At 43.2% G+C, this 19,837-nt stretch carries 20 protein-coding genes; 10 read left to right on the top strand and 10 right to left on the bottom strand.

The genetic code is table 11. The features are described from left to right. Position 1 precedes the first annotated feature (1 nt). From ASULF_RS01055 to ASULF_RS01040, 4 genes are read left to right on the top strand one after another with little or no spacing between them, the layout of a single operon-like run. Positions 2–244, top strand: coding sequence for a hypothetical protein (locus ASULF_RS01055; RefSeq protein ID WP_048098072.1), 243 nt, complete (start codon positions 2–4; stop codon positions 242–244). Between the two features lie 57 nt (positions 245–301). Further along, the gene (locus tag ASULF_RS01050) at positions 302–1,498 is read left to right on the top strand and encodes a methionine adenosyltransferase (protein ID WP_015589840.1); all 1,197 of its coding nucleotides are present in this window, start codon (positions 302–304) and stop codon (positions 1,496–1,498) included. Positions 1,499–1,549: 51 nt separating this feature from the next. Continuing rightward, positions 1,550–2,731, top strand: a complete 1,182-nt coding sequence (locus tag ASULF_RS01045) for an Nre family DNA repair protein (RefSeq protein WP_015589839.1) — start codon at positions 1,550–1,552, stop codon at positions 2,729–2,731. Positions 2,732–2,789: 58 nt separating this feature from the next. Then, on the top strand, positions 2,790–3,377 hold the full coding sequence (locus ASULF_RS01040; RefSeq protein ID WP_144060463.1) for a metal-dependent transcriptional regulator: 588 nt from the start codon (positions 2,790–2,792) through the stop codon (positions 3,375–3,377). 9 nt (positions 3,378–3,386) lie between these two features. Here ASULF_RS01040 and ASULF_RS01035 read toward each other — a convergent pair whose 3' ends face one another. Then, a complete protein-coding gene (locus ASULF_RS01035; protein ID WP_169336374.1) occupies positions 3,387–4,568 on the bottom strand; it encodes a hypothetical protein in 1,182 nt (393 codons plus the stop codon). A gap of 352 nt (positions 4,569–4,920) precedes the next feature. Here ASULF_RS01035 and ASULF_RS11650 point away from each other — a divergent pair, with 352 nt between their 5' ends. From ASULF_RS11650 to hisC, 5 genes are all read left to right on the top strand, one after another. Then, positions 4,921–7,626: a PGF-CTERM sorting domain-containing protein gene (locus ASULF_RS11650; RefSeq protein ID WP_015589836.1), complete on the top strand. Its 2,706-nt coding sequence runs from the start codon at positions 4,921–4,923 to the stop codon at positions 7,624–7,626. A 66-nt stretch (positions 7,627–7,692) separates the two neighbouring features. Further along, a complete protein-coding gene (locus tag ASULF_RS01025; RefSeq protein WP_015589835.1) occupies positions 7,693–8,256 on the top strand; it encodes a UbiX family flavin prenyltransferase in 564 nt (187 codons plus the stop codon). 132 nt (positions 8,257–8,388) lie between these two features. After that, positions 8,389–9,837 (top strand): type I glutamate--ammonia ligase, encoded by a 1,449-nt coding sequence (gene glnA / locus ASULF_RS01020; protein WP_015589834.1) that lies wholly within the window; start codon positions 8,389–8,391, stop codon positions 9,835–9,837. A gap of 150 nt (positions 9,838–9,987) precedes the next feature. Beyond that, entirely contained in the window at positions 9,988–10,305 is a 318-nt protein-coding gene (locus ASULF_RS01015) for a hypothetical protein (RefSeq protein ID WP_015589833.1), read from the top strand. A 33-nt stretch (positions 10,306–10,338) separates the two neighbouring features. Further along, a complete protein-coding gene (gene hisC, locus ASULF_RS01010; RefSeq protein WP_015589832.1) occupies positions 10,339–11,394 on the top strand; it encodes a histidinol-phosphate transaminase in 1,056 nt (351 codons plus the stop codon). 38 nt (positions 11,395–11,432) lie between these two features. On the opposite strand, the gene ASULF_RS01005 is transcribed toward hisC, so the two are convergent. Genes ASULF_RS01005 through ASULF_RS00995 form a run of 3 tightly spaced genes read right to left on the bottom strand, consistent with a single transcriptional unit; the run spans position 11,433 to position 14,073 of the window. Continuing rightward, a complete protein-coding gene (locus ASULF_RS01005; RefSeq protein ID WP_015589831.1) occupies positions 11,433–12,332 on the bottom strand; it encodes an OB-fold nucleic acid binding domain-containing protein in 900 nt (299 codons plus the stop codon). A 9-nt stretch (positions 12,333–12,341) separates the two neighbouring features. Then, positions 12,342–13,283, bottom strand: coding sequence for a ribose 1,5-bisphosphate isomerase (locus ASULF_RS01000; RefSeq protein WP_015589830.1), 942 nt, complete (start codon positions 13,281–13,283; stop codon positions 12,342–12,344). Positions 13,284–13,287: 4 nt separating this feature from the next. After that, entirely contained in the window at positions 13,288–14,073 is a 786-nt protein-coding gene (locus ASULF_RS00995) for an ROK family protein (RefSeq protein WP_015589829.1), read from the bottom strand. Between the two features lie 109 nt (positions 14,074–14,182). On the opposite strand from ASULF_RS00995, the gene ASULF_RS00990 reads away from it, so the two are divergent. Next, positions 14,183–15,070 (top strand): malate dehydrogenase, encoded by an 888-nt coding sequence (locus ASULF_RS00990; protein WP_015589828.1) that lies wholly within the window; start codon positions 14,183–14,185, stop codon positions 15,068–15,070. Positions 15,071–15,082: 12 nt separating this feature from the next. Here the strand turns inward: ASULF_RS00990 and ASULF_RS00985 are convergent, their stop codons facing one another. The 6 genes from ASULF_RS00985 to ASULF_RS00965 form a co-directional block, all read right to left on the bottom strand. Further along, entirely contained in the window at positions 15,083–16,675 is a 1,593-nt protein-coding gene (locus ASULF_RS00985) for a tRNA uridine(34) 5-carboxymethylaminomethyl modification radical SAM/GNAT enzyme Elp3 (protein WP_015589827.1), read from the bottom strand. Positions 16,676–16,708: 33 nt separating this feature from the next. Continuing rightward, positions 16,709–17,200, bottom strand: a complete 492-nt coding sequence (locus tag ASULF_RS00980; RefSeq protein ID WP_052312072.1) for a Mut7-C RNAse domain-containing protein — start codon at positions 17,198–17,200, stop codon at positions 16,709–16,711. Continuing rightward, positions 17,190–17,753, bottom strand: a complete 564-nt coding sequence (locus tag ASULF_RS00975) for an HD domain-containing protein (protein WP_015589825.1) — start codon at positions 17,751–17,753, stop codon at positions 17,190–17,192. The genes ASULF_RS00980 and ASULF_RS00975 overlap by 11 nt, the downstream gene beginning before the upstream one ends. A gap of 4 nt (positions 17,754–17,757) precedes the next feature. Next, the gene (locus tag ASULF_RS00970; RefSeq protein ID WP_169336373.1) at positions 17,758–18,645 is read right to left on the bottom strand and encodes a zinc ribbon domain-containing protein; all 888 of its coding nucleotides are present in this window, start codon (positions 18,643–18,645) and stop codon (positions 17,758–17,760) included. A gap of 187 nt (positions 18,646–18,832) precedes the next feature. Beyond that, complete coding sequence (locus tag ASULF_RS12265; protein WP_269077384.1) at positions 18,833–18,964, bottom strand: hypothetical protein; 132 nt, start codon at positions 18,962–18,964, stop codon at positions 18,833–18,835. 285 nt (positions 18,965–19,249) lie between these two features. Further along, positions 19,250–19,828: a ZPR1 zinc finger domain-containing protein gene (locus ASULF_RS00965; RefSeq protein ID WP_015589823.1), complete on the bottom strand. Its 579-nt coding sequence runs from the start codon at positions 19,826–19,828 to the stop codon at positions 19,250–19,252. Positions 19,829–19,837: the final 9 nt, after the last annotated feature.

The following is a 19,837-nucleotide window of genomic DNA, read 5'->3' as shown; positions in this document are numbered from 1 at the left end:
AATGAAAAGGATCAGATTTCCAGACGGATCAGAGAATGTAATTCTCCTTGAAGATGAGAAAACCGGAGCTAAGTTTCTCGCCAAAAGACCAACGAAAGACCAGTTGATGTGGATAAGCACCGGAAAGTATGAGATTGTTGAGGAGCTTACGCTTGAAGAGATTGAGAAGAGGGTAAAGGAAATTGAAAAGAAAGTCGAGAAGGAAATAGAGAAAGAGAGCGAGGAAAATAATTACGATCAGTAATTAACTTTTGGAATGATATTTATACTCTTGATATCTACCTTTAGGGAGGTGATGCTCATGAAGAACATATTCATCGAGGAAATAGTCCATACACCAATTGAGGAGCAGCAGATAGAAATTGTTGAGAGGAAGGGAATAGGACATCCGGATAGTCTGGCGGATGGTATAGCTGAAGCTATGAGCAGGGCTTTGAGCAAGGAGTATCTGAAGAGATGTGGGTATGTTTTACACCACAACACCGATGAGACACAGATCGTTGCTGGAAGGTCAAACCCTCAGTTTGGGGGTGGAGAAATAATCGAGCCGATCTATGTTTTACTTGTCGGCAGGGCAACGAAGCAGTTTGATGGTGTTTACATTCCCGCTGACAGGATCGTTTTGAAAGCTGCAAAAGAATACGTGAAGAATTCCATGCAAAATCTGAATCCAGAAACAGATATTGTTTTTGATGTGAGGATAGGGGAAGGAAGCACGGATTTGAAGGATGTTTTTCAGAGAAGCAAAGGGGTTCCACATTCAAACGATACATCCTTTGGAATAGGCTTCGCACCCTTGAGCGAGACTGAAAGGGTAGTTTACAATGTTGAAAGGAGGATATACAACGAGTTCAGAAAGAAAAATCCAGCTATTGGAGAGGATGTAAAGGTTATGGGGTTGAGAGAGAAGGACATGATAAACCTAACGATTGCCTGTGCCTTTGTGGACAGATATGTTGGGGACATCAGAGAATATATCGCGATAAAGGAAGAACTCCAGCAGTTCGTTGAGGATATCATTACTGAATACACGGAAAGAAAGGTTGTTGTAAACATAAACACAGCCGATGATTACGATAACAAGGTTGTTTATCTCACCGTTACGGGAACCTCCGCAGAAAATGGTGATGATGGTAGTGTTGGCAGGGGTAACAGGGCGAATGGTCTGATTACACCAAGCAGACCTATGAGCATGGAAGCGACGAGTGGTAAGAATCCTATAAACCATGTTGGCAAGATCTATAACCTCCTTGCAAACAGAATAGCCAATGACTGCGTTTCTGCTGTGGAGGGGATAAAGGAGATATATGTTAAGATACTCTCCCAGATCGGAAAGCCGATAGATGATCCGTATGCACTGAGTATTCAGGTAATTCCGGAGAAGGGTTACAGCTTGGATAAGATGGAGAGCAGGATAAGGTTTGTTGCAGAGGAGTGGCTTTCCGATATAACAAAAATTACCGAGATGGTCATAAACGGTGAGTTGAGCACTTTCTAAATATCACTTAACCGAATAAATTAACTCTTTTATCAACTTTTTTGTGATCAGATGATCAGATGTGCTGAATGCAAGGGAAATCTGAAGTGCGGGAGAAAGGAATGCCCTCTGCTAAAAAAGTTCAGCTTTTTGAAATCCTTTGATATTAGGGAGGGCGAGCTTGAGAAGCCCACTCCACCATCCGTATTCGTTGGCAGGATTGGCTATCCTAAGGTTTTTGTTGGCCCGCTGATAGCTTTAAATCCTGAAAATCCTGAGTATCTGGATTCTCCTTGGAAATGGAGCGGGAAGGTGGATGATGTAATTGCATTGAGAATGTCCCTGCTCAGAGGGATGAAAACCATGAGTGTTGACAGTGCGAAAAATCCGGACAGGTTTTTGACGAACATCCAGGAAATGACTGCAAGTATAAAACCCGTGGACCTGAGCACAGAGGTTGGGAGGGTAGTGAGGAAAGAAGTATTCGACGATACAGTTCAGCCCATGGGCATGTCTGCTAGAATCAAAGCTCTTGAGCTTGCCGAAAATCCGAAAATTCCGAGAAGAGTTGAGAATTTATATTACGATGATCTGAGCGCAGCAAATGCTGTAAGGTATCTGTTCGATCACGGCTTCTCCACATACTATCTGCAGAAGATACTGTCCATAGGCATGCTTGGCTACCAAAGCAGGAGAAGAATTGTGCCAACGAGGTGGAGCATAACAGCAATCCATGACATCCTCGGGGAGCAGATAAAGAGAGAGATAGCTGAATTTGAATCGCTGGATGAAGTACTGCTCTTCAGCTATGAGCATTTCGGAAACCACTTTGAAATTATAATCTCTCCGGGAGATTACAGTTTCCAGCTAATTGAGATCTGGATGAGAAAAAGCTTCTGGAGTCCCGATAATGTGTGGATAGGTTCTGATAGTGAGAGCTTGGCAAGAAAGAGAGGATACTCTCCGCTATCTGGTGGATACTATGCGGCAAGGCTACCGGTTCTTGAATATTTGAGAAAAATCAGGAGGAAAGGCAGGATTCTCGTAATAAGGGAGATAACTCCTGAGTACTATGCTCCTCTTGGAGTGTGGGTGGTGGAAGAAGGAGTCAGAAAGGCTATGAATAATCCTGTGAGATTTGATAGCTTTCCTTCTGCTGTTGAGGTGGCGTGTAAGCGAATAAAAACCCCGTATAATTTTTGGAAAGACAGAATAGTCAGGTCTTTTCAGGTGTCACTGGAAAACTTTCTGTAGCTGGCTGTTATTGACAAGATTGCAAAAGGTTTTTATCGATTCGATTATGACATGGAGTGTGGAGCGGGTAGAGGAATATCTTGAAGCAATCTATGACATACAGGAGTCATCCAACAGGCTTGTTAAAACTACTGAGCTTGCTAAAAAGCTCGATGTTAAACCGTCAAGCGTTACAGAGATGATTCTTAAGCTCAAGGATTCTGGTTATGTGGATTACCAGCCGTACAGAGGTGTTATGCTGACAAAGAAGGGCTACGATGTAGCAAAGAGAATAAAGAAATACCACAAGATATTCGAGACTTTTTTTACTGAATTTCTGGGATTGAATGAGGAAGAGTCCCATAACTTAAGCTGTGAACTTGAGCATCATGTGAGCGATGAGGTTGCAGAGAAGATATGCATGATCGTATCCTCCTCGGACTGCAAAATCTGCGAAGAGTGTGATAGGGTTTACTATCTGCTTGATGGGGCTGATGATGGGGAGTATGAGGTTCTGGCAGCTCCAACAATCGTTAGGAATCTGGGTATTGCTCCGAATACGATCATACAGAAAGTGGGGGATACAGTAAGGGTTAATGATATGGAATTCGAGCTGTCAGATGAGCTAAAATCAAAGATTCTGGTGAAATTGATAAGAAAATTTTAGATTCGGTTACTATTTCAGTTCGTCCCACTTTTTCCTCTTTCTGTAGGCTTTTATGATGCGTGATAGGGCATACCCTATTGCTATGAGCAGAACTATTATGCCTGTATAGATCGCAATCTTTCTTGCGTTCTCTCTTAAAAAGCTCGAGATCTTATCGAGTGTGTTTGGAGTAGGCGTTGCTACAGCGGTCTTTGTGGGTGTGGGCATTAGCCCCTCAAGCTCTTTTTTCAGGTTATTGACATCGGTAGTTAGCTTATCAACTTCATTGTTTGCGGAGTTTATTATCACTATTGCATCCTCAAACAACCCCTGAGCTATGTAATCTTTTGCAAGCTCTATTTTCTTGTTTTTAATTTCTTTATATGTGTCCTTGAACTCTTCAAATTTTATATCATATTTTGTGGTTGGAGTGGTTTTTCTCAGTTCAACAAGTATGGCATCAATTTCGTTTATTTTGTCAAGTACTTTGTTCAACTTGTCCTCCACTTTGTACAATCTGTTCATAGCATCAATTCTGTTCAGTTCATTTTCTGCCTGAATGAGATTGTCTTCTGCATTGGTCAGTGTGGTGTTGGCTTCTATATACTTCTCATTGTTAAAAAATCGTTTTCCATCGTTTATGTATGATTCTGCGATGTCGAGATATTTCTTGGCAGTAGCTGTAGAGACTCCAGCTTTTTCAAGACCATCAGCTCTTTTTCTCAGTTCTGATATTTTTTGTGTCAGTGAGGTTATGTAATTGCCGAACAATTTTGGATTAACGACTTTAATTTTTAAATCTGGGAAAATATTCTTTTCTGCATCAGTTACGCCTATTTTGAGTACAGTGATTTCCTCTATTCTTTTATCTACCTCCGGGACTTTTCCGCTAACCTCTACCTTTATCGACTCCACACCATACTGCCATGTACCTACAGCTAGCTGTAGGTATTCTCCTCCCTCATAAGATACTGATCCACCGTTTCTGTAATTTATGGTGGCTCTTATTTTTGGGGAAGTCAGTTCTGTGGAAAATTCATATGTCCTTTCATCGAGTTTAACTGCATCATTTTCGGTTTTTGGTTTAATTTCTATTGAGAACTGTACCTGCTCAGAGGCCTTGTAAAAATCGTTAAACTTTGGTATAACTAGTTCAGCAAAGTTACTTTTTGTCAAAGTTTCAGCGGCAAATGACAGTGATGCTGATAGCATGATAACCGCAATAGTGATCAGCACTCTTGTAATTTTACTCATGTCATTAAGAGAGTTTAATTGAATTTAACTTTTATTGTCGAAAACGGGTGTTTGGTGTGGGCATGTCTGAACTAGCTCCTAACTCCCCCTATAGTTAATCCTTTAATGCGCTGACACATCTGTATCCATTAAAACAGCAAAAAATTTAAATATGGTATTGGTTTTATAAAATGTAGCTGGCGGCGGGGGAAATCACTTAGTTGAAAGTGTAATATACGGCAAGTGCCGTAGTTATGTTCGTCGCCAGAAAAAAGGAGATTTTATATAGTGGTGGGTGAGAAAATACCTGCCGTAGGGAGGTAGGAGAAGTATGAAAAGAATGTGGAAATTAGGGGTTCCGGTATTAGTGGTACTATTGATTGCATTGAGCGTACCTGTGAGTGCAGCGTTTACGACCAACGCTGGGCCAATCAGCGACACCGCACTGAAAGTTGATCTTGCAAAATTGTCTGACGACTCACCCAGTTATGGCGATGACCTATCAATTGACGTCCAGTGGAGCTATCTTGATAAGGTGACAGGTACAAGAAGGATTGCAGTAGTTGAGTATACGGTATATAATTCATCAATATACAATGCAACAACAGGTCAGATTGATACTGCAAAGCTCCTCGATGAGGCAAAGTATGTAGTCTCATTGAGTGAAGCTGGAGGTTCTGCAACATACACCTTCAATACTGTTGATAAGAGCGTTTATCCAGGAAATTACAAGGTGGTTATATTCCTGAACAACACAGTGTTCAATGATGCACTTGGTTTTGAGGTTTTGCCAGTAGAGGCGCAAAAGCCATTCGTTGACATCTCAGTCTCTCCAACAACAGTGGTGTTTGGAGACAGGCTCAAGGTATCATACAAGATGTCGTACACAACCACAACTCCAGTCAAGGTATTCGTTACTGGAATGGGTGCCTACAAGGAGCTGGTGAATAGCACAGTCTCTCAGTTGGATGCCAGCAGCTATGTGGACATAACAGCACTTGACTTTGGCGTAGCTGAGCTGCAAGAGGGTATATATGTTGCAAAGATTGTAGCTGGATCAGGTACGAATCTTGCAGAAAAGGCTGTAACCTTCCAGGTAGTAAGTCCAGCAATTGAGAGTGTAGATATACCTGCGACATATGTCAAGTTCACAGACCTCAAGTTCAGTGGAGTTACAAACCTCCAGAAGACTGGAAGCAGCTACGATATGCAGGTTGCAGAAGGTCAGAACATAGTAGTTGTTAGAATCCTTGACCTGAACGACAACGAAAAGATCAACAAGACAGTGTTTGTTGACGATAGTGGTAAGTTCAGCGTAAAGTTCACAGATTCTGAGGTTGGTGCCTTCAGCACAGGATACTACAAGATAAAGATCGAGGCAATTTCATACAATAATGTAACAGCTAATCTGAAGTATTCGGATGAAGCAGTATATAACATAGAGTTTGTTAATCCGTCACTCACACTGACTGCGGACAAGAGCACCGTAACAAGGGGCCAGTCAATAAAATTCACGATCGATACGAACCTTAAGATCAACAAGATCGTTAACTTCATAATTGAGAATCCAAAGATCATCGGTGATACTGTTAATGCAACAAGAACATTCGTGTATGCAGTTGACGCTTTGGGTGATGCTACAGTAAGTATTACTGTCGCGAACGATGCTCCGCTGACGACCTATACATTCAAGGCGGAAATTCCAGGAACCTCGGTAAAGGATGAAGTCTCAGTCGAGGTTGTCAAGCAGACACTGAATGTCAGTCTTGACAAGAATGTTGTTACAAAGGGTAGCTCGATAAGAATAACTGGTACGACAACTGCAGACAGAGTCTACATCTACGCAGATGAGGATGATGTGTTCCTGTTTGGAACCACCAAAATCAAAGCCAGACCAAGCACCACAACAATACTTACCGCCGGATACAATGCATACGCTCTGCCAGATAATGACAATAATCTTGACTTCAAGATAAAGGTCTCTGATGCATCCGGTGTTGATGCGGGGACATACTACCTGTACTTCTATGCTCCAGCAAATGTGAGCATGATCGATAGAGCTTCAGATCCACAGAAGTCATTCGTTATAACTGTTGCCGAGGGTACAATTGAGAGCGTGAACTTGAGTACAACGAAGATACCATATCAGGGTAAAGTGGATATTGATGTCAAAGTGAATGTTGGAGACACATCCAAAGCACAGGTCACATTCACACTCGAGGGAATGAACATCAAGGTTGGGCCAGCAGACTTCGGTATGGCGGCATTCACAAGTGTTGACTCTGACGGTATTGCAAGCTTCAGCCTGAGCCTGAGGGACTACACGGGTTCAAGCAAGCTCTCTGTTGGCATATACACACTGAAGGTCAAGCTCTACTACAACAACTCTGAGGTCGATTCTGCAACGAAGACGATCCCGATCGAGATTGTGAAGCCGGAGATGACTGTGACAATCAAACCAGATCAGCCGGTAACTGGCGACGTACTCGAGCTGGAGATAACAACGAACAGAGTGGGTGATTCTGGATATGACAACATATATGTTACAATGGTCGGTCCGAACCACAAGGCCGTACAGCAGGTGTCTCTGAACGATGAAGGCAAGGGATATGTGACATTTGAGACCCTCGGGCTGGCTGCTGGCAAGTACACCTTCTATGTGAGGGATACACAGGATACGATAGCCGGAGGTCTTACTGAGACCCAGCTGGCTGAGAGCTATTACAACCTTGATCCAACCTCACCATCTGCGATCACATACGATGCAGATGACGATGTGCTGCTGGTAATGTCTATCGACCTGCTTGCGACCAAGCCAACACCAACCCCAACTCCAGAAGAAACACCAACCCCAACTCCAACCCCAGAAAAGACCCCAACCCCAACTCCAGAAGAAACACCAACCCCAACTCCAACCAAGGAAGTGACCCCAACACCAACCCCAACCAAGGAAGAACCACAGCCAGGACCAGGATTTGAAGCGATCTTCGCTGTAGCAGGACTGCTGGCAGTAGCATACCTGCTCAGAAGACGATAAATTAAATTTTTTCTCTTTTTTTAACTTTTCGAGAACTAATATATAGCTGGTTGATAACGCTATTCTATGAAAAAAATCGTTGTAGCTATAACTGGAGCGAGCGGGCAGATATATGGGTTAAGACTCCTTCAAAAACTAAAAGAGCTTGATGTTGAAACACATGTGATTGTCTCAAATCCAGCAATAATAACAATGAAGTATGAAGGTGTAGATCTTGAAGATATAAAGGATTTATCGGATCACTTCTATTCTACTTCAGATATCTCTTCCAGGCTCGCGAGTGGTAGTTTTAAGCATGATGGAATGGTCATCGCTCCATGCACAGTAAACACTGCATCATCTATAGCATACGGTATCGCAGACAATCTGATCGTGAGGTCGGCGGATGTTACACTAAAAGAGAAGAGAAAGTTAATTCTACTTGTTAGGGAAACACCACTCCACGAAGGACATCTCGAAACTCTGCTGAAGCTGTCAAGAATGGGTACCATAATCATGCCCCCTGTTCCTGCATTTTATATAAAGCCTAAGCATCTAACTGACATTGTTGACCATACTGTATTCAGAGTGCTTGATCTTCTCGGTTTTGACATAGAATACAACAGATGGAATCCATTTGGTAATGATTAATCTATAACTGGCTCACTCTTTTAACTCTTTACTTTACTCATTGAAGATTTTTCAGTAAAACAACACTTACGAAAAAATTTATATAACCAATTACAATCTGCTCTAAATATATTTAAATCTGGAGGAATGAAAATGGATGCCGAGACTGTGAAAAAAGTACTTGAAGAGAATAATGTTAGATGGGTTTTATGTGCTTTCAGTGATATCAGGGGTTTCCTGCAAACATTCTCCATACCAGCCAAGGTCTTCATGGAAAACAGCGTTTTTGAGAGAGGTATAGGATTTGATGGCTCGTCTATTAGAGGTTTTAGGAGTATTGAAAAGAGTGACCTCGTCTGGATGCCAGATCCGGCAACTCTTAAAGTCATTCCGTGGATAGACGATCCAATTCAGAAGACAGCGATAATGTTTGGAGATGTGCATGAACCTGGTCCGGCAGAAGTGGCTGACTGCGATCCGAGAGCCTATGTTGCAAAGAGCCTTGAGAAGAAGCTCGGCGATGACGGGATGAGTGTTATATTCGGCCCGGAGATCGAGTTCTTCGTGTTTGAGGGAATAGATCCAACAAGACTTGCATGGGACATGTGGGTATCTCCAAACGGAGGTGCTGGTGACTCCTGGGGTCCCCCGAGGGTTATGCCGGAGAGCAGTGAGATCGAGCCGGGTGGCTTCTTCATAAGGCCAAAGGAAGGATACTTCAGACCACCTCCAGAGGATACAACCATGGAATACAGAAACGAGCTTTCGTACTACCTTGAAAAGCTTGGTGTGTTTGTAGAGTATCATCACCATGAGGTTGCTACAGCGGGACAGGTTGAGCTCGATTTCAGACCAAAGACGCTTGTGGATGTCTCTGATGCGTTCTACCTCTACAAGTTCGCAGCCAAGAATATTGCAGCGATGAATGGGCTTCTCGCAACATTCATGCCGAAGCCACTGTATCTGGATAACGCGAGCGGTATGCACATAAACCAGAGCCTCTGGGAGGGCAAACCCTTCGAAGGAAACCCCGTATTTGGCGATGCAGATGATGAGTTCATGCTGAGCCAGAAGGCGAGGTATTACATAGGTGGACTGCTCGAACATGCCAAGGCGTTGACAGCCATCTGCGCTCCGACGATAAACTCGTACAAGAGGCTGGTTCCGGGATTTGAGGCACCAATCTACATCTGCTGGAGCCCGAGAAACAGGAGTGCTCTGGTTAGGGTTCCAATGTATGTGAAGAGCCCATCTGCTGTCAGGCTTGAATACAGAGGTGCAGACCCAAGCTGCAATCCGTATCTGGCATTCGCCGCACAGGTTGCAGCAGGTCTGGATGGTATAAAGAAGAAGATTGAGCCCGGAGATCCAGTAATGGAGGATGTTTATGAGCTATCGCCAATGAAGAGGAAGGAACTCGGTATCGGAGAGCTACCAACAACGCTGAGAGATGCTCTTGACCACCTGGCCAGTGATGAGGTCCTGATCAAGACTCTTGGCTCCCATATATTCGATGCGTTCATGAGCCTGAAGTATGATGAGTGGAACCAGTACTGTCTGTACATAACTCCGTGGGAGATACTGAAATACATTGACATCTAATTTTATTTTTATTAATTTAATGCTAAAATGATAAATTAATACATAAAATTAAATTGAATTCGTGCAATTCTATTATCGAATTTGAATAGATAAGTTTAATAATGTTTTGTGATATAACTCATACTAGCTATGCTATAGGAGGTGTATAAAATGGGTGTTCACAGGATAACCAGCGAGGCTGCGAAATATTATGCACTAAAAGAAAAGATCATCGGTACAGGAATCGTTCTCTTCGGTGAAGCAAGTGAGAAAGTTGGAGAGCTGTCTAAAGAAGATCTCGAGAAACTGGGTGATCTCGCAGCAGCTTTGCTCCCACACACTCCCGGAAACTCCGGGAAGTTGATGGTTGTTGTGGCAAGACTCTTTTGGGCTTTGGCAGGAGTCACGGAAAGGGAGTTCAAGATTCTTCAGCTTGAAGAGATCGAAAAGATGGTTGAAGAATTGAAAAGCAAGATAGGATCTGAATAAGATTTTAATATTTTATTTTTTATAGTTTGATTCATGGTTAGAAATGTTATACACTTCATAAATCCATATGATCCGGGAAGATTTCCTGAAGATTTGGGTATAAGTGAATCCAAGATAATTTCCCTTTCATCCAACGAGAACCCTTTGTTGCCACCAGATGATGTTAAAGAAGCATATATAAGGGCATTTGACAGGATAAACAGATATCCTCATCCATTCTATGATGATTTAAAGGAGTTAATCTCAGAATATGTGGATGTTGAGAAAGATATGATTGCTGTTGGGAATGGTGCGAGCGAAATACTTAAGATGATCTGCGAAGTTAATCTTGAGGCCTTCGATAAGGTCATCATACCAATGCCCGGTTACACGATGTACATAGTCTTCTCAATGCTGATGGACGCCTCGATCCGGCTGGTAGAGTTTCCTGAATATAAAGTTGATGCTGGGAAGATAGAGGATGGAAAACTCATTTTCCTATGCTCTCCGAACAACCCAACAGGAAATAGCATTCCTGAGAGAGAAGTCAGGAGAATCCTCGAAAGCTTCAGCGGATTGGTTGTTATTGATGAGGCCTATGCGGAATTCTCGAAAAAGTCCTTTTTGAGGTTAGTAGATGAATTCGAGAACCTCATAGTAGTCAGGTCTTTCTCTAAATTCTTTTCAATGGCTGGAGCGAGGGTAGGATACGCTGTAGGGAATTATGAGACGATCTCAGCAATAGAGAAGGTTCGATTGCCGTTCAACATATCCTATATCTCTGTAGCAGTTGCAAAAGCGTGTCTGGACAATCTGGATTATTTCATTAAGGTCAGAGACGAAATAGTGAGAGAGAGGGAATGGCTATACAGAGAGCTTAAAAAGTTCGATTCCCTTAAAGTATATCCATCTGATGCAAACTTCATCCTCGTCAGGTTTGATGATCTGAGTGATTCACAGGAGGTATCAAGATATTTCGAGTCAAAAGGAATCATCTTGAGGGATGTAACCGGGTTGATAGGACTCGATGGAGTTCACTACAGGATCACCGTGGGAAGAAGGGAGGACAACCTCAAATTTTTGTCAGCTTTGGAAAAGTTTCTCGGTTAGTTTTAGATCATAGTTTTTGATCATCCGTTCGGTTAGCGCTAATGGAATTTTTCAACGATATATATTAGGGACTCCCACCCACAGTGAACCTCTGACTTCTCCCCATTCTTCACATATCCCCTCAATATCACGATATGATCTCCAATATCGATTTCCTTGAAGATCTCTACCTTGCTGTCCCACAGGACAACCCTTATCCTTCCACTATCATCTGACAGGTACATATCCGCATAATTCCCTCGCTTAATGCCTATTCCGCTAACCCTTCCGATCAGATTAACTCTCTGCCCAAGATCTGCTATTCTGTTAAAAAATGGCAGGGGGTCTCCTTTTCCGACCCTCTCAACTGAATCTTGTCTGATGATGATTCTGTCTCCAAAATTTACATCCGGATCGATATCTAGCACAACAATCTTCACAGCATCATCCTTGGCCAAAGCTATCCTACATTTCTCGTTAGCCCTCTCTTTCCCGAGGAATATCCCTTCCATTTCCTCAAATCCTTTAATCTCAACATTCTCTGCAGAGCTGACAAAAATCTCGTTCTGCTTCAGAAATCCCTTAATCTCGATAATGCAACCCTCGAAGACATCTCCAACCTTTACAAGTTCAGCACAGTCCTTCCAGAACTTGACACCAACAACTCCACTCTCATCCTTCAGCTTCAGCTTCGCCACCATTCCCTTGGTGTAGAAGTACTCTATCTCCTCCACAACTCCACTCACTCTAACGACTCTGTTGCTGCCATTAACGACATCGGATATCTTCTGGATTGGCTGATGACCGAAGCTGTAGACGGTTAGCTGCAAGGCAGTCTCTTCTGTGATGTAGTCTCCAAAATGTTCTTTTATTTCATCATACCTCTTTAAAAAGTCCTCAAATTCAACTTCTTCTGAGATCGGCTTATAGTACTCTTTAAGTTTCATTCCTTGTTTCATTCCTTACACCTAATCGTAGTGGTGGACTGATAGCTTAAGCTCATCCTCTCCAAGAAGTCTGTATCCAAGCCTCTCCTTTATCACCAGATATGCCATTTCGGGAGGAATAGCTCCAATCTCCGTGATTATCAGATCTATGTAGTGCCTTGGAGTTATATCAAATGCTGGATTTCTTATCTTAACGAGGGAACGCAACTCCTCAGGAGCAACCTCTGCTGGATCCCTTTCCTCAATAACTATGCTCTCACCAAGCAGAGTCTTGGGACTGAACTTGTAGGTCTCTGCTGCAACCATGAAAGGAACTCTCGCCTCCTTAGCTATCAGAGCAATCTGGGATGTGCCGATCTTGTTGACTAAAGATCCGTTAACGGTTATGGCATCCGCACCAACAATAACATAGTCTATTTCTCTGATAAAGTATCTCACTGCGGAATCAACGATTAGCGTAACCGGGATTCCTTCAGCTGAAAGCTCCTTTGCAGTTAGATGTCCCTGATACCTTGGTCTTGATTCTGTGGCAAAAACCTCGATATCCTTTCCCTTTCTGTAAGCTTCTTTGATTACTGAAAGGGCTGAAGCTGAGTTGCAGTGAGTCAGAATGGTGGAACCACTTTTTATCCTTCTGGATCCAATCCTGCCAATCTCTTTCTGTGCGGTATCTACCCATTCTATGAACTCTTTAGCCCTTTTTACTAGACTCTCTCTCTTTTCCTCATCGCTCTCCCCACTGTAGTCCATCACATAGTATATCGAGTTGTACAGGCTAACAGCCGTTGGCCTCGTGTTGAGAAGTATCTCAGCAGCCTTCTTCATCTCTTCATCGAAATTTTTCTTTATCTCCATCGCATACTCCATCAGAACCTTTGCACAGAATTTGGCTATTCTCCCAGCCCCTCTAACCTCCATATTCTTTATTTTCTCTGCGGATTTGACGACGTAATCTATGCTCATACAATCACCCGAAATACTCTTTTGCGAGAAGTGCAGAGCCTTTCGCAACAGCCAGTTCATCCTTCAAAATCTTAATCTCTGGATCAAACTCAGGCATCAGATATTCTGATATTCTCTTCTTTAAAACCTTCTCGCTCAGACTCATGCCGATCCTTCCTCCAACAACCACTCCCTCGAAATCCATCATCATAACCGCAAAGGCAACAGCCCTGCAGAACCTATCAAAGCCACTTAAGCTATGGATATCGATATCCAGCTTCTCAGCGGGTTTTGAGAAATCTCTTTCTATAGCCCACCCACCAAAATGGGCTTCTAAGTGGCCTACTTCCCCACAAACACATGTTTTATCATCACTCACAACGGCATGCCCGATCTCTCCTGCCAGACCCTTTCCCCTGTACAGCTTTCCTTCCAGAATTATACCAGAGCCTATTCCGGTGCCGATGGTTATTCCGATCATGTCTTTAAATCCAAACTCCTTTGATGCAAAGAAGGCGAAGCAGTTGGCATCGTTCTCTATGATATGGTTCAGATTAATATTTATATTCGGAATTACTGGTAGATTGGGTGCTCTGAATATCTTTCCATCTCTAATCCATGCTGCAATGCCTATACCCACAGCCTTTACATCTTTTTCAGGAATAATGTCAAGAATAAAGTCACTAATAAGATCACTTATTCCATCGATTATATCTCTTGTCTTTACGGTTTTGATGTGGTGGAAAGTAGAGTCATCTAAAAGCACGACATCTGTGTTTGTTCCTCCGACATCAAGTCCAAGAAAACCCATAATGGATATTTCACAGGGATTTTAAAAATGCTGCTGGCAGGATTAAACGAACTGAGCAAATTCCATAAAACTTAATTACTAATTGAATAAATTGAGTGAGGGGATTGATATGAAGATTGGTTTTGTTGGAGCGGGAAGAATCGGTGCCACTTCAGCTTTTACCTGCTTACAGCACATGGATGTGGATGAAATAGCTATTGTTGATATAATGGAAGATCTGGCAGTTGGAGAGGCGATGGATTTGGCTCATGCAGCAGCTGGACTGGATAAGTATCCTAATATAAAGGGTGGTTCAGATTACTCGCTGCTCAAGAGGAGCGACATCATTGTGGTGAGTGCCGGACTTGCGAGGAAACCGGGAATGACCAGGCTCGATCTGGCAACAAAGAATGCTGGCATAATCAAGGACATCGCAGGGAAGATAATGGAGTACGCTCCGGAGAGCAAGATCCTTGTTGTCACAAATCCAATGGATGTGATGAACTACATAATGTGGAAGGAAACCGGAAAACCGAGAAATGAGGTATTCGGAATGGGCAACATGCTCGATTCCTCCAGGCTAAAAGAAAGGCTCTACGCCCATGGTGCGAGAAACATAAGGAAGGCATACATGCTTGGAGAGCATGGAGACAGCATGTTCTTGGCGAAGAGCCTTGCAGACTTCGACAACGAGGTTGACTGGGCCAAGGTTGAGGAAGAGACGAGGTTTGTGGCTGCAGAGGTTATAAAGAGGAAGGGCGCAACGATTTTTGGCCCTGCGGTGAGCATATTCAGAATGGTTAGGGCTGTGGTTGAAGATACAAAGGAGGAGATCCCAACAAGCGTTATACTCGATGGAGAGTACGGAATAAAGGATGTTGCTCTCGGCGTTCCAGCAATTCTCGGCAAGAACGGAGTTGAGAAGGTTGTTGAGTACGACTTCAGCGAAGAAGAGCTGGAGGGCTTTAAGAGGTCTGCAAGCATTCTGAAAGAGAGATTGAAAGAGTTGGGATACTGATTATCTCGACTATTACTTCAACCTTTTTGCCATATAATTCCTCAATTTTTTGTATCCATGTTTTCTGTAGTATTCTCTTGCTCCAACACCGCTTATCACAGCTATTCTATCAAATTCCTGGATTGCAATCTCCTCTGCGGCAGATAAGAGCTTTGATCCAATTCCGCGATGCTGTGGAGAGGAGGAATCCTTCAAGCCAAGTGGAAGGGATATGCCGTAAACATGGAGCTCTCTTATGAGCGCATGGTTTTCTATCTCTTCCAGTGCCGCCTCACAGAACCTCAGTCTTATAAACCCGGCCAGAAAGTCTTCAGTCTCGTAAGATATGAAGTACTCCACTCCATCTGATGCCCTGTATCTCTCTATTTTCAGCTCACAGGATGACAGGATCTCTTCTACTCTACTCTCTCCAACATTGTGTCCGATCTCCCTGCATCTTATGCAGTTGCACCTCCAGCCTCTCTCCTTCAGCTTCTGATGCACTATCTGCCTCAGATTTCCTTTGTCAAGTCCTATTGCAAGCTTGACAGGGATATCTCTCTGTATCCTCTGCACCCTGACCCATTTCGGGAAGAACCTCTTCGCCCTTGCTATAAGCTCGGCAACCTCTTCAGTTGTGTATGGTCTGTACTCCCCAGATCTGTACATCTCGTATAGCTCAGTGCCATCTACAACTAGAGTTGGGTATATCTTGAGGTAATCCGGCTTGAACCTCTCGTCTTCGAAAATCTTCCTAAACATTCTCAAATCTCTTTCAAAGTCGCTTGAAGGCAATCCGGGCATGATGTGGTATCCGACTTTAAAAGCCGAATTCTTGAGAAGCTTTGTGGCTTTAACTGTTGCATCAACGCCATGCCCCCTCTTTATGATTTCAAGAACATCATCGTAAATGCTCTGAACGCCAAGCTCCACCTTTGTGCCACCGTAGCTCAGCATCTCCTTTATCTCTCCGAGACCACAATAATCCGGACGGGTTTCGAAGGTCATTCCGATACATCTCGCTTTAGCCTTCTCGTTTATCTCCTTTGCTTCCTCAATAGTTGAGCTGATACTTGGATCGCTATCAAAACTGTTAAGGGCGTTGTAAATGTTCAGTATAAAGTGATCCCTGTATTCCTTATCTCTCGCCGGAAATGTTCCGCCCATAACGATAATCTCAACCTTATCCACCGCATGGCCTATCTCCTTCAGCTCGCCCAGTCTTGCAGTAACCTGCCTGAAAGGATCATAACCGTGCTGGATGGCCCTCATAGCTGCAGGTTCCCTGCCGGTATAGCTCTGCGGGGTTTTGATACCTCCAGGACAGGGAACGCACCTACCATGGGGGCATGGAGCAGGAGATGACATGACAGCGACAACGGCAACACCTGAGATTGTTCTAACAGGCTTTATCCTCAACATCTTTTTGATTCTCTCGTTATCTGGAATGAATTTTCTGATATCCGGATTCGATGGGATTCTGGATAGATTGTACTTCTTTGCTATCCTCTTTTTTATGATCTCTATATCGGATCTTGTCAGCTCTATACCAGGTTCTGTGCTGGCTTTGATGAGCTCTTCAGCAATCTCCTTGCAGGCTTTGTGATATGTGCTGTGTGCATCCATGGAATCATAAAATCAACAGAACTGTTTAAAATTTTACCTCTCCTCAATATTTTTCAAAAATTTTACCATGTTTCTCCAGTGACTCCCCATCCAGTAGAGCTTAACGCAGTTCTCACAGTACCAGAATTCATATCTCGTTTTGAAATCCTCTGGTAAACCCTCTTTTCTGAGGACATCGAGTATCTCTTCTTCACTTGGCCTCCTCAGCAGATTGTTGCAAACACTGCACCTGTCCATGACGATTCTGAACTCGAAGCCCTTCTCTGAGAGCTCTTTTATCTGCTCCGCTATAGTATTCGAGTTAATGAAGATGACCTCTCTGTTGGAGGAGATGCACCTCTCGTAGAGTTCCCTGTCTCTTGTTAGCAGAATCCTGTCCTTAAAGCTCGTAACCAGAAAGGTGTCCTCCTTTCTTCTGTTCATGATGTTCAGGTCTCCGACATAGACTGTATCGTATCCGGATATTCTCAGCCATGTGGTGAGCTTTCCGAGCATCCTGTCGCACACGACCTTCCTATTTTTCATGTTTTTTATGTTTATTATGGTTTAGCTCTTCAAAATAGATCCACCAGCTGTCTGGTTTTATGGCTCTGGCTATCTCTTTTGCTGCATCTGTTTCGAAGCTCAGGTTCTCTGCATATAGCAGAGTTTCTGAATTTATTTTTGAGTACTCCATGGCCTGAAAAAGGAGTTCAAGTTTGTCTGCATCCTTCACATACTTTTTAACATCATCCCTTTCTTCGAGAATTTTTTCTGCAAGATTACTGGGAAGAAGGGATAGCTGATCTCTGAAAGCCCTCTCGGTATCAACATCCATATACTTTCTGGCCAGCTTATGCAGATCGGTGGTTCTCGCTTCAGCCATATCGTGTATCAGTGCATAAAATGCGGATTTTGTTGCGACCTCATAGCTACTGGTTTCGATGAAGGCTACGATGAATGCAATGAAGGCTGTTCTCATAGAGTGCTCTGCCACGCTTTCAACATTGCCGATACCAAATCTCAACCATCCAGATCTCGGAACTCTTTTTAGCTCGCCAACTTCGAAAATCAGTCTGACGATTTTCTCAAATTCCATAAAATCACCTCGCAAGGGTACCACCCATTTTAATGGGTGGGGGAATTGCGAAAAACGATAAATTCATTCCCGCAACAACATCAACATCTTCTTCGAACCCACACTTAAGACACTTGAATCTTCTTCCTTTTCTGTTCTTTGAACTGACATATTTACACACAGGACACTTCTGTGATGAGTAATAGGCCTTCCTTGTTTGAACTGCAATCTCTTCCCACAAAGCCTTCTCAACAATTGCTGAGTGAATTAACTCGTAAGGAGCTATTGTATAGATGTGTGGTAGCCTCTTTAGTTTTCTCTTCAGCCACTTTAAATCTTCCAGTACGATTACGGGCTTTTCAAACTGCTTGGCAAACTCGATTACTTGATTGGCAGCATGGTACACGTAATCCCTAACGAACTTGGATTCGTTGTATGTGAACTTTCTCGAACCAAGCTTTTGCTTCAGCCTTCGATGTTCAACACCTTTCTTGTGAGCCTCAAGAATTTGTTCTCCTGAGATTTGCAGAACTTTGCCATTGCAGTATGCCGTTATTAGGTTGATTATTCCTATATCAACGCCAATAGCGTTCTCAGGCACGTAGTCTATTTCAACCTCTTTCGTTAGTGTGATTAGCAGTCTGTAATCTGGAAAGAGCAAGGAATCGGAGATTTTGTGTTTGGTCAGTTCTGAGAGCTTGTCGTTCAGTTCACCGTTGTGAATCAGGATTTCTTCTTTTTTGAAGCTTCTACCGTTAGGCAAGCTTATTCTTGCTTTAAGACCACCATCAAACACAAAGTAGAATAGGTGCTTCTCTCCGTAAGTAAGCCTTATCGGAAAATCATTAACATCAATTTTAGGAATATGTCTTGCTTTATAACTTCCCTTAAAAGTATTTGTAACGAGTTTCATCCCTTGCTGTATTACTTCTGATGGTAATCGATAGTTTTCCTTACAAAAGTTGTACGCAAAATTGTGCAGTCGGTAGTAATCTCTGATTCCAGTCTTTTTACAACACTCAATGAGGAACATGGCTAATCGCCTGTACTCACTAAACAGCCCGTCTATTTTCTCCGCTTGCTCTCCAACAGGTTTCAGCTTAACTGAAATCACTTTCCGAGCTTTCACGAATCCTCACCTTGTAATGACACACAGGACAGGTAGCATAGTATTTTGACTTACCCTTGTAGTTCCACTCGTGCCCACAGTGATGGCATCTTAGCTTCTTCATGTAGGTAAGTGAGTGAGTAAAACTTGTATATCTTTTGGTGTAACTGTTGCAGGGGCTGCGGTCAACCAGCCTCACGTCTCCAGCACGCATTTGGCACTCCTGAGGCGGTGAGAGCGGTTCGGTGTGGGTGCCTGGCTGTGGTCACTCACACGAGCCTAACCAAGCCGAAGGAGTGCAAGTGAACACAGCCAGAGCGTACGGTGAAAGCGTGCTGGGGACTAAAAGTCACCGTCTTTAGACGGTGGCAGTTGACATGGTTAGGTTACCCAATCTGAAAAAAAAGTTTTATAGCTCGAAGATCTCCTCTTCAGTTTTTCCCGTGATATCCATAACTGTTAATCCTGTTTTGAGTTTTGCAACCTCATGCTCGCTCATTTTTTCAACAAAGACATCGTCGGACACTATCGCACTGTTTCCATACGGGTCTTCGATGATGATTGTTAGCTCTTCATCGCCGTTTATTGTGTTACTGATTTTCTCCAAAATTTTATCGCAGATCTCAACTTTTTCCTGATTCTCAGAATTCCATGACTTCGCCAGTTTGACGATATCTTCAACCTTGCTCAGAACACCTTCAAAATTGGTTATGAAGGCATTCGATGCCGGACCGGGCTCGATGTCCACTCCAAGCTCTGGAAACCTTATCGTCCCGGAGGTGGAGCGTATTACCTTGGTGAAAAGGTTGTCTTTGTTGATCTTTGATATGTATCTCACAGGATCTTTTATCTCTGTTATTATCGAGTCAGAATGCTTGAATCCGCACTCGCATGAAATCGATGTTATCAGCACCTTTCCGAAGTACGGGACATCATGCACAGTGCTCAGGATCTTAATTTCCCTGCCACAGGCTGGACAGCTAATCATGTTTTCTTT

The organism is Archaeoglobus sulfaticallidus PM70-1, from assembly GCF_000385565.1.
GTDB lineage: Archaea > Halobacteriota > Archaeoglobi > Archaeoglobales > Archaeoglobaceae > Archaeoglobus_A > Archaeoglobus_A sulfaticallidus.
Note: the sequence above shows the minus strand (reverse complement) of the source record. Positions and strands in the feature narration are given on the sequence as shown.

Coding starts and splice junctions, on each gene's coding strand:
- ASULF_RS01055 (WP_048098072.1), top strand. CDS start 2: ATGAAAAGGATCAGATTTCCAGACGGATCAGAGAATGTAATTCTCCTT.
- ASULF_RS01050 (WP_015589840.1), top strand. CDS start 302: ATGAAGAACATATTCATCGAGGAAATAGTCCATACACCAATTGAGGAG.
- ASULF_RS01045 (WP_015589839.1), top strand. CDS start 1,550: ATGATCAGATGTGCTGAATGCAAGGGAAATCTGAAGTGCGGGAGAAAG.
- ASULF_RS01035 (WP_169336374.1), bottom strand. CDS start 4,568: ATGCTATCAGCATCACTGTCATTTGCCGCTGAAACTTTGACAAAAAGT.
- ASULF_RS11650 (WP_015589836.1), top strand. CDS start 4,921: ATGAAAAGAATGTGGAAATTAGGGGTTCCGGTATTAGTGGTACTATTG.
- ASULF_RS01025 (WP_015589835.1), top strand. CDS start 7,693: ATGAAAAAAATCGTTGTAGCTATAACTGGAGCGAGCGGGCAGATATAT.
- glnA (WP_015589834.1), top strand. CDS start 8,389: ATGGATGCCGAGACTGTGAAAAAAGTACTTGAAGAGAATAATGTTAGA.
- ASULF_RS01015 (WP_015589833.1), top strand. CDS start 9,988: ATGGGTGTTCACAGGATAACCAGCGAGGCTGCGAAATATTATGCACTA.
- hisC (WP_015589832.1), top strand. CDS start 10,339: ATGGTTAGAAATGTTATACACTTCATAAATCCATATGATCCGGGAAGA.
- ASULF_RS01005 (WP_015589831.1), bottom strand. CDS start 12,332: ATGAAACAAGGAATGAAACTTAAAGAGTACTATAAGCCGATCTCAGAA.
- ASULF_RS01000 (WP_015589830.1), bottom strand. CDS start 13,283: ATGAGCATAGATTACGTCGTCAAATCCGCAGAGAAAATAAAGAATATG.
- ASULF_RS00995 (WP_015589829.1), bottom strand. CDS start 14,073: ATGGGTTTTCTTGGACTTGATGTCGGAGGAACAAACACAGATGTCGTG.
- ASULF_RS00990 (WP_015589828.1), top strand. CDS start 14,183: ATGAAGATTGGTTTTGTTGGAGCGGGAAGAATCGGTGCCACTTCAGCT.
- ASULF_RS00985 (WP_015589827.1), bottom strand. CDS start 16,675: ATGGATGCACACAGCACATATCACAAAGCCTGCAAGGAGATTGCTGAA.
- ASULF_RS00980 (WP_052312072.1), bottom strand. CDS start 17,200: ATGAAAAATAGGAAGGTCGTGTGCGACAGGATGCTCGGAAAGCTCACC.
- ASULF_RS00975 (WP_015589825.1), bottom strand. CDS start 17,753: ATGGAATTTGAGAAAATCGTCAGACTGATTTTCGAAGTTGGCGAGCTA.
- ASULF_RS00970 (WP_169336373.1), bottom strand. CDS start 18,645: ATGAAACTCGTTACAAATACTTTTAAGGGAAGTTATAAAGCAAGACAT.
- ASULF_RS12265 (WP_269077384.1), bottom strand. CDS start 18,964: ATGAAGAAGCTAAGATGCCATCACTGTGGGCACGAGTGGAACTACAAG.
- ASULF_RS00965 (WP_015589823.1), bottom strand. CDS start 19,828: ATGATTAGCTGTCCAGCCTGTGGCAGGGAAATTAAGATCCTGAGCACT.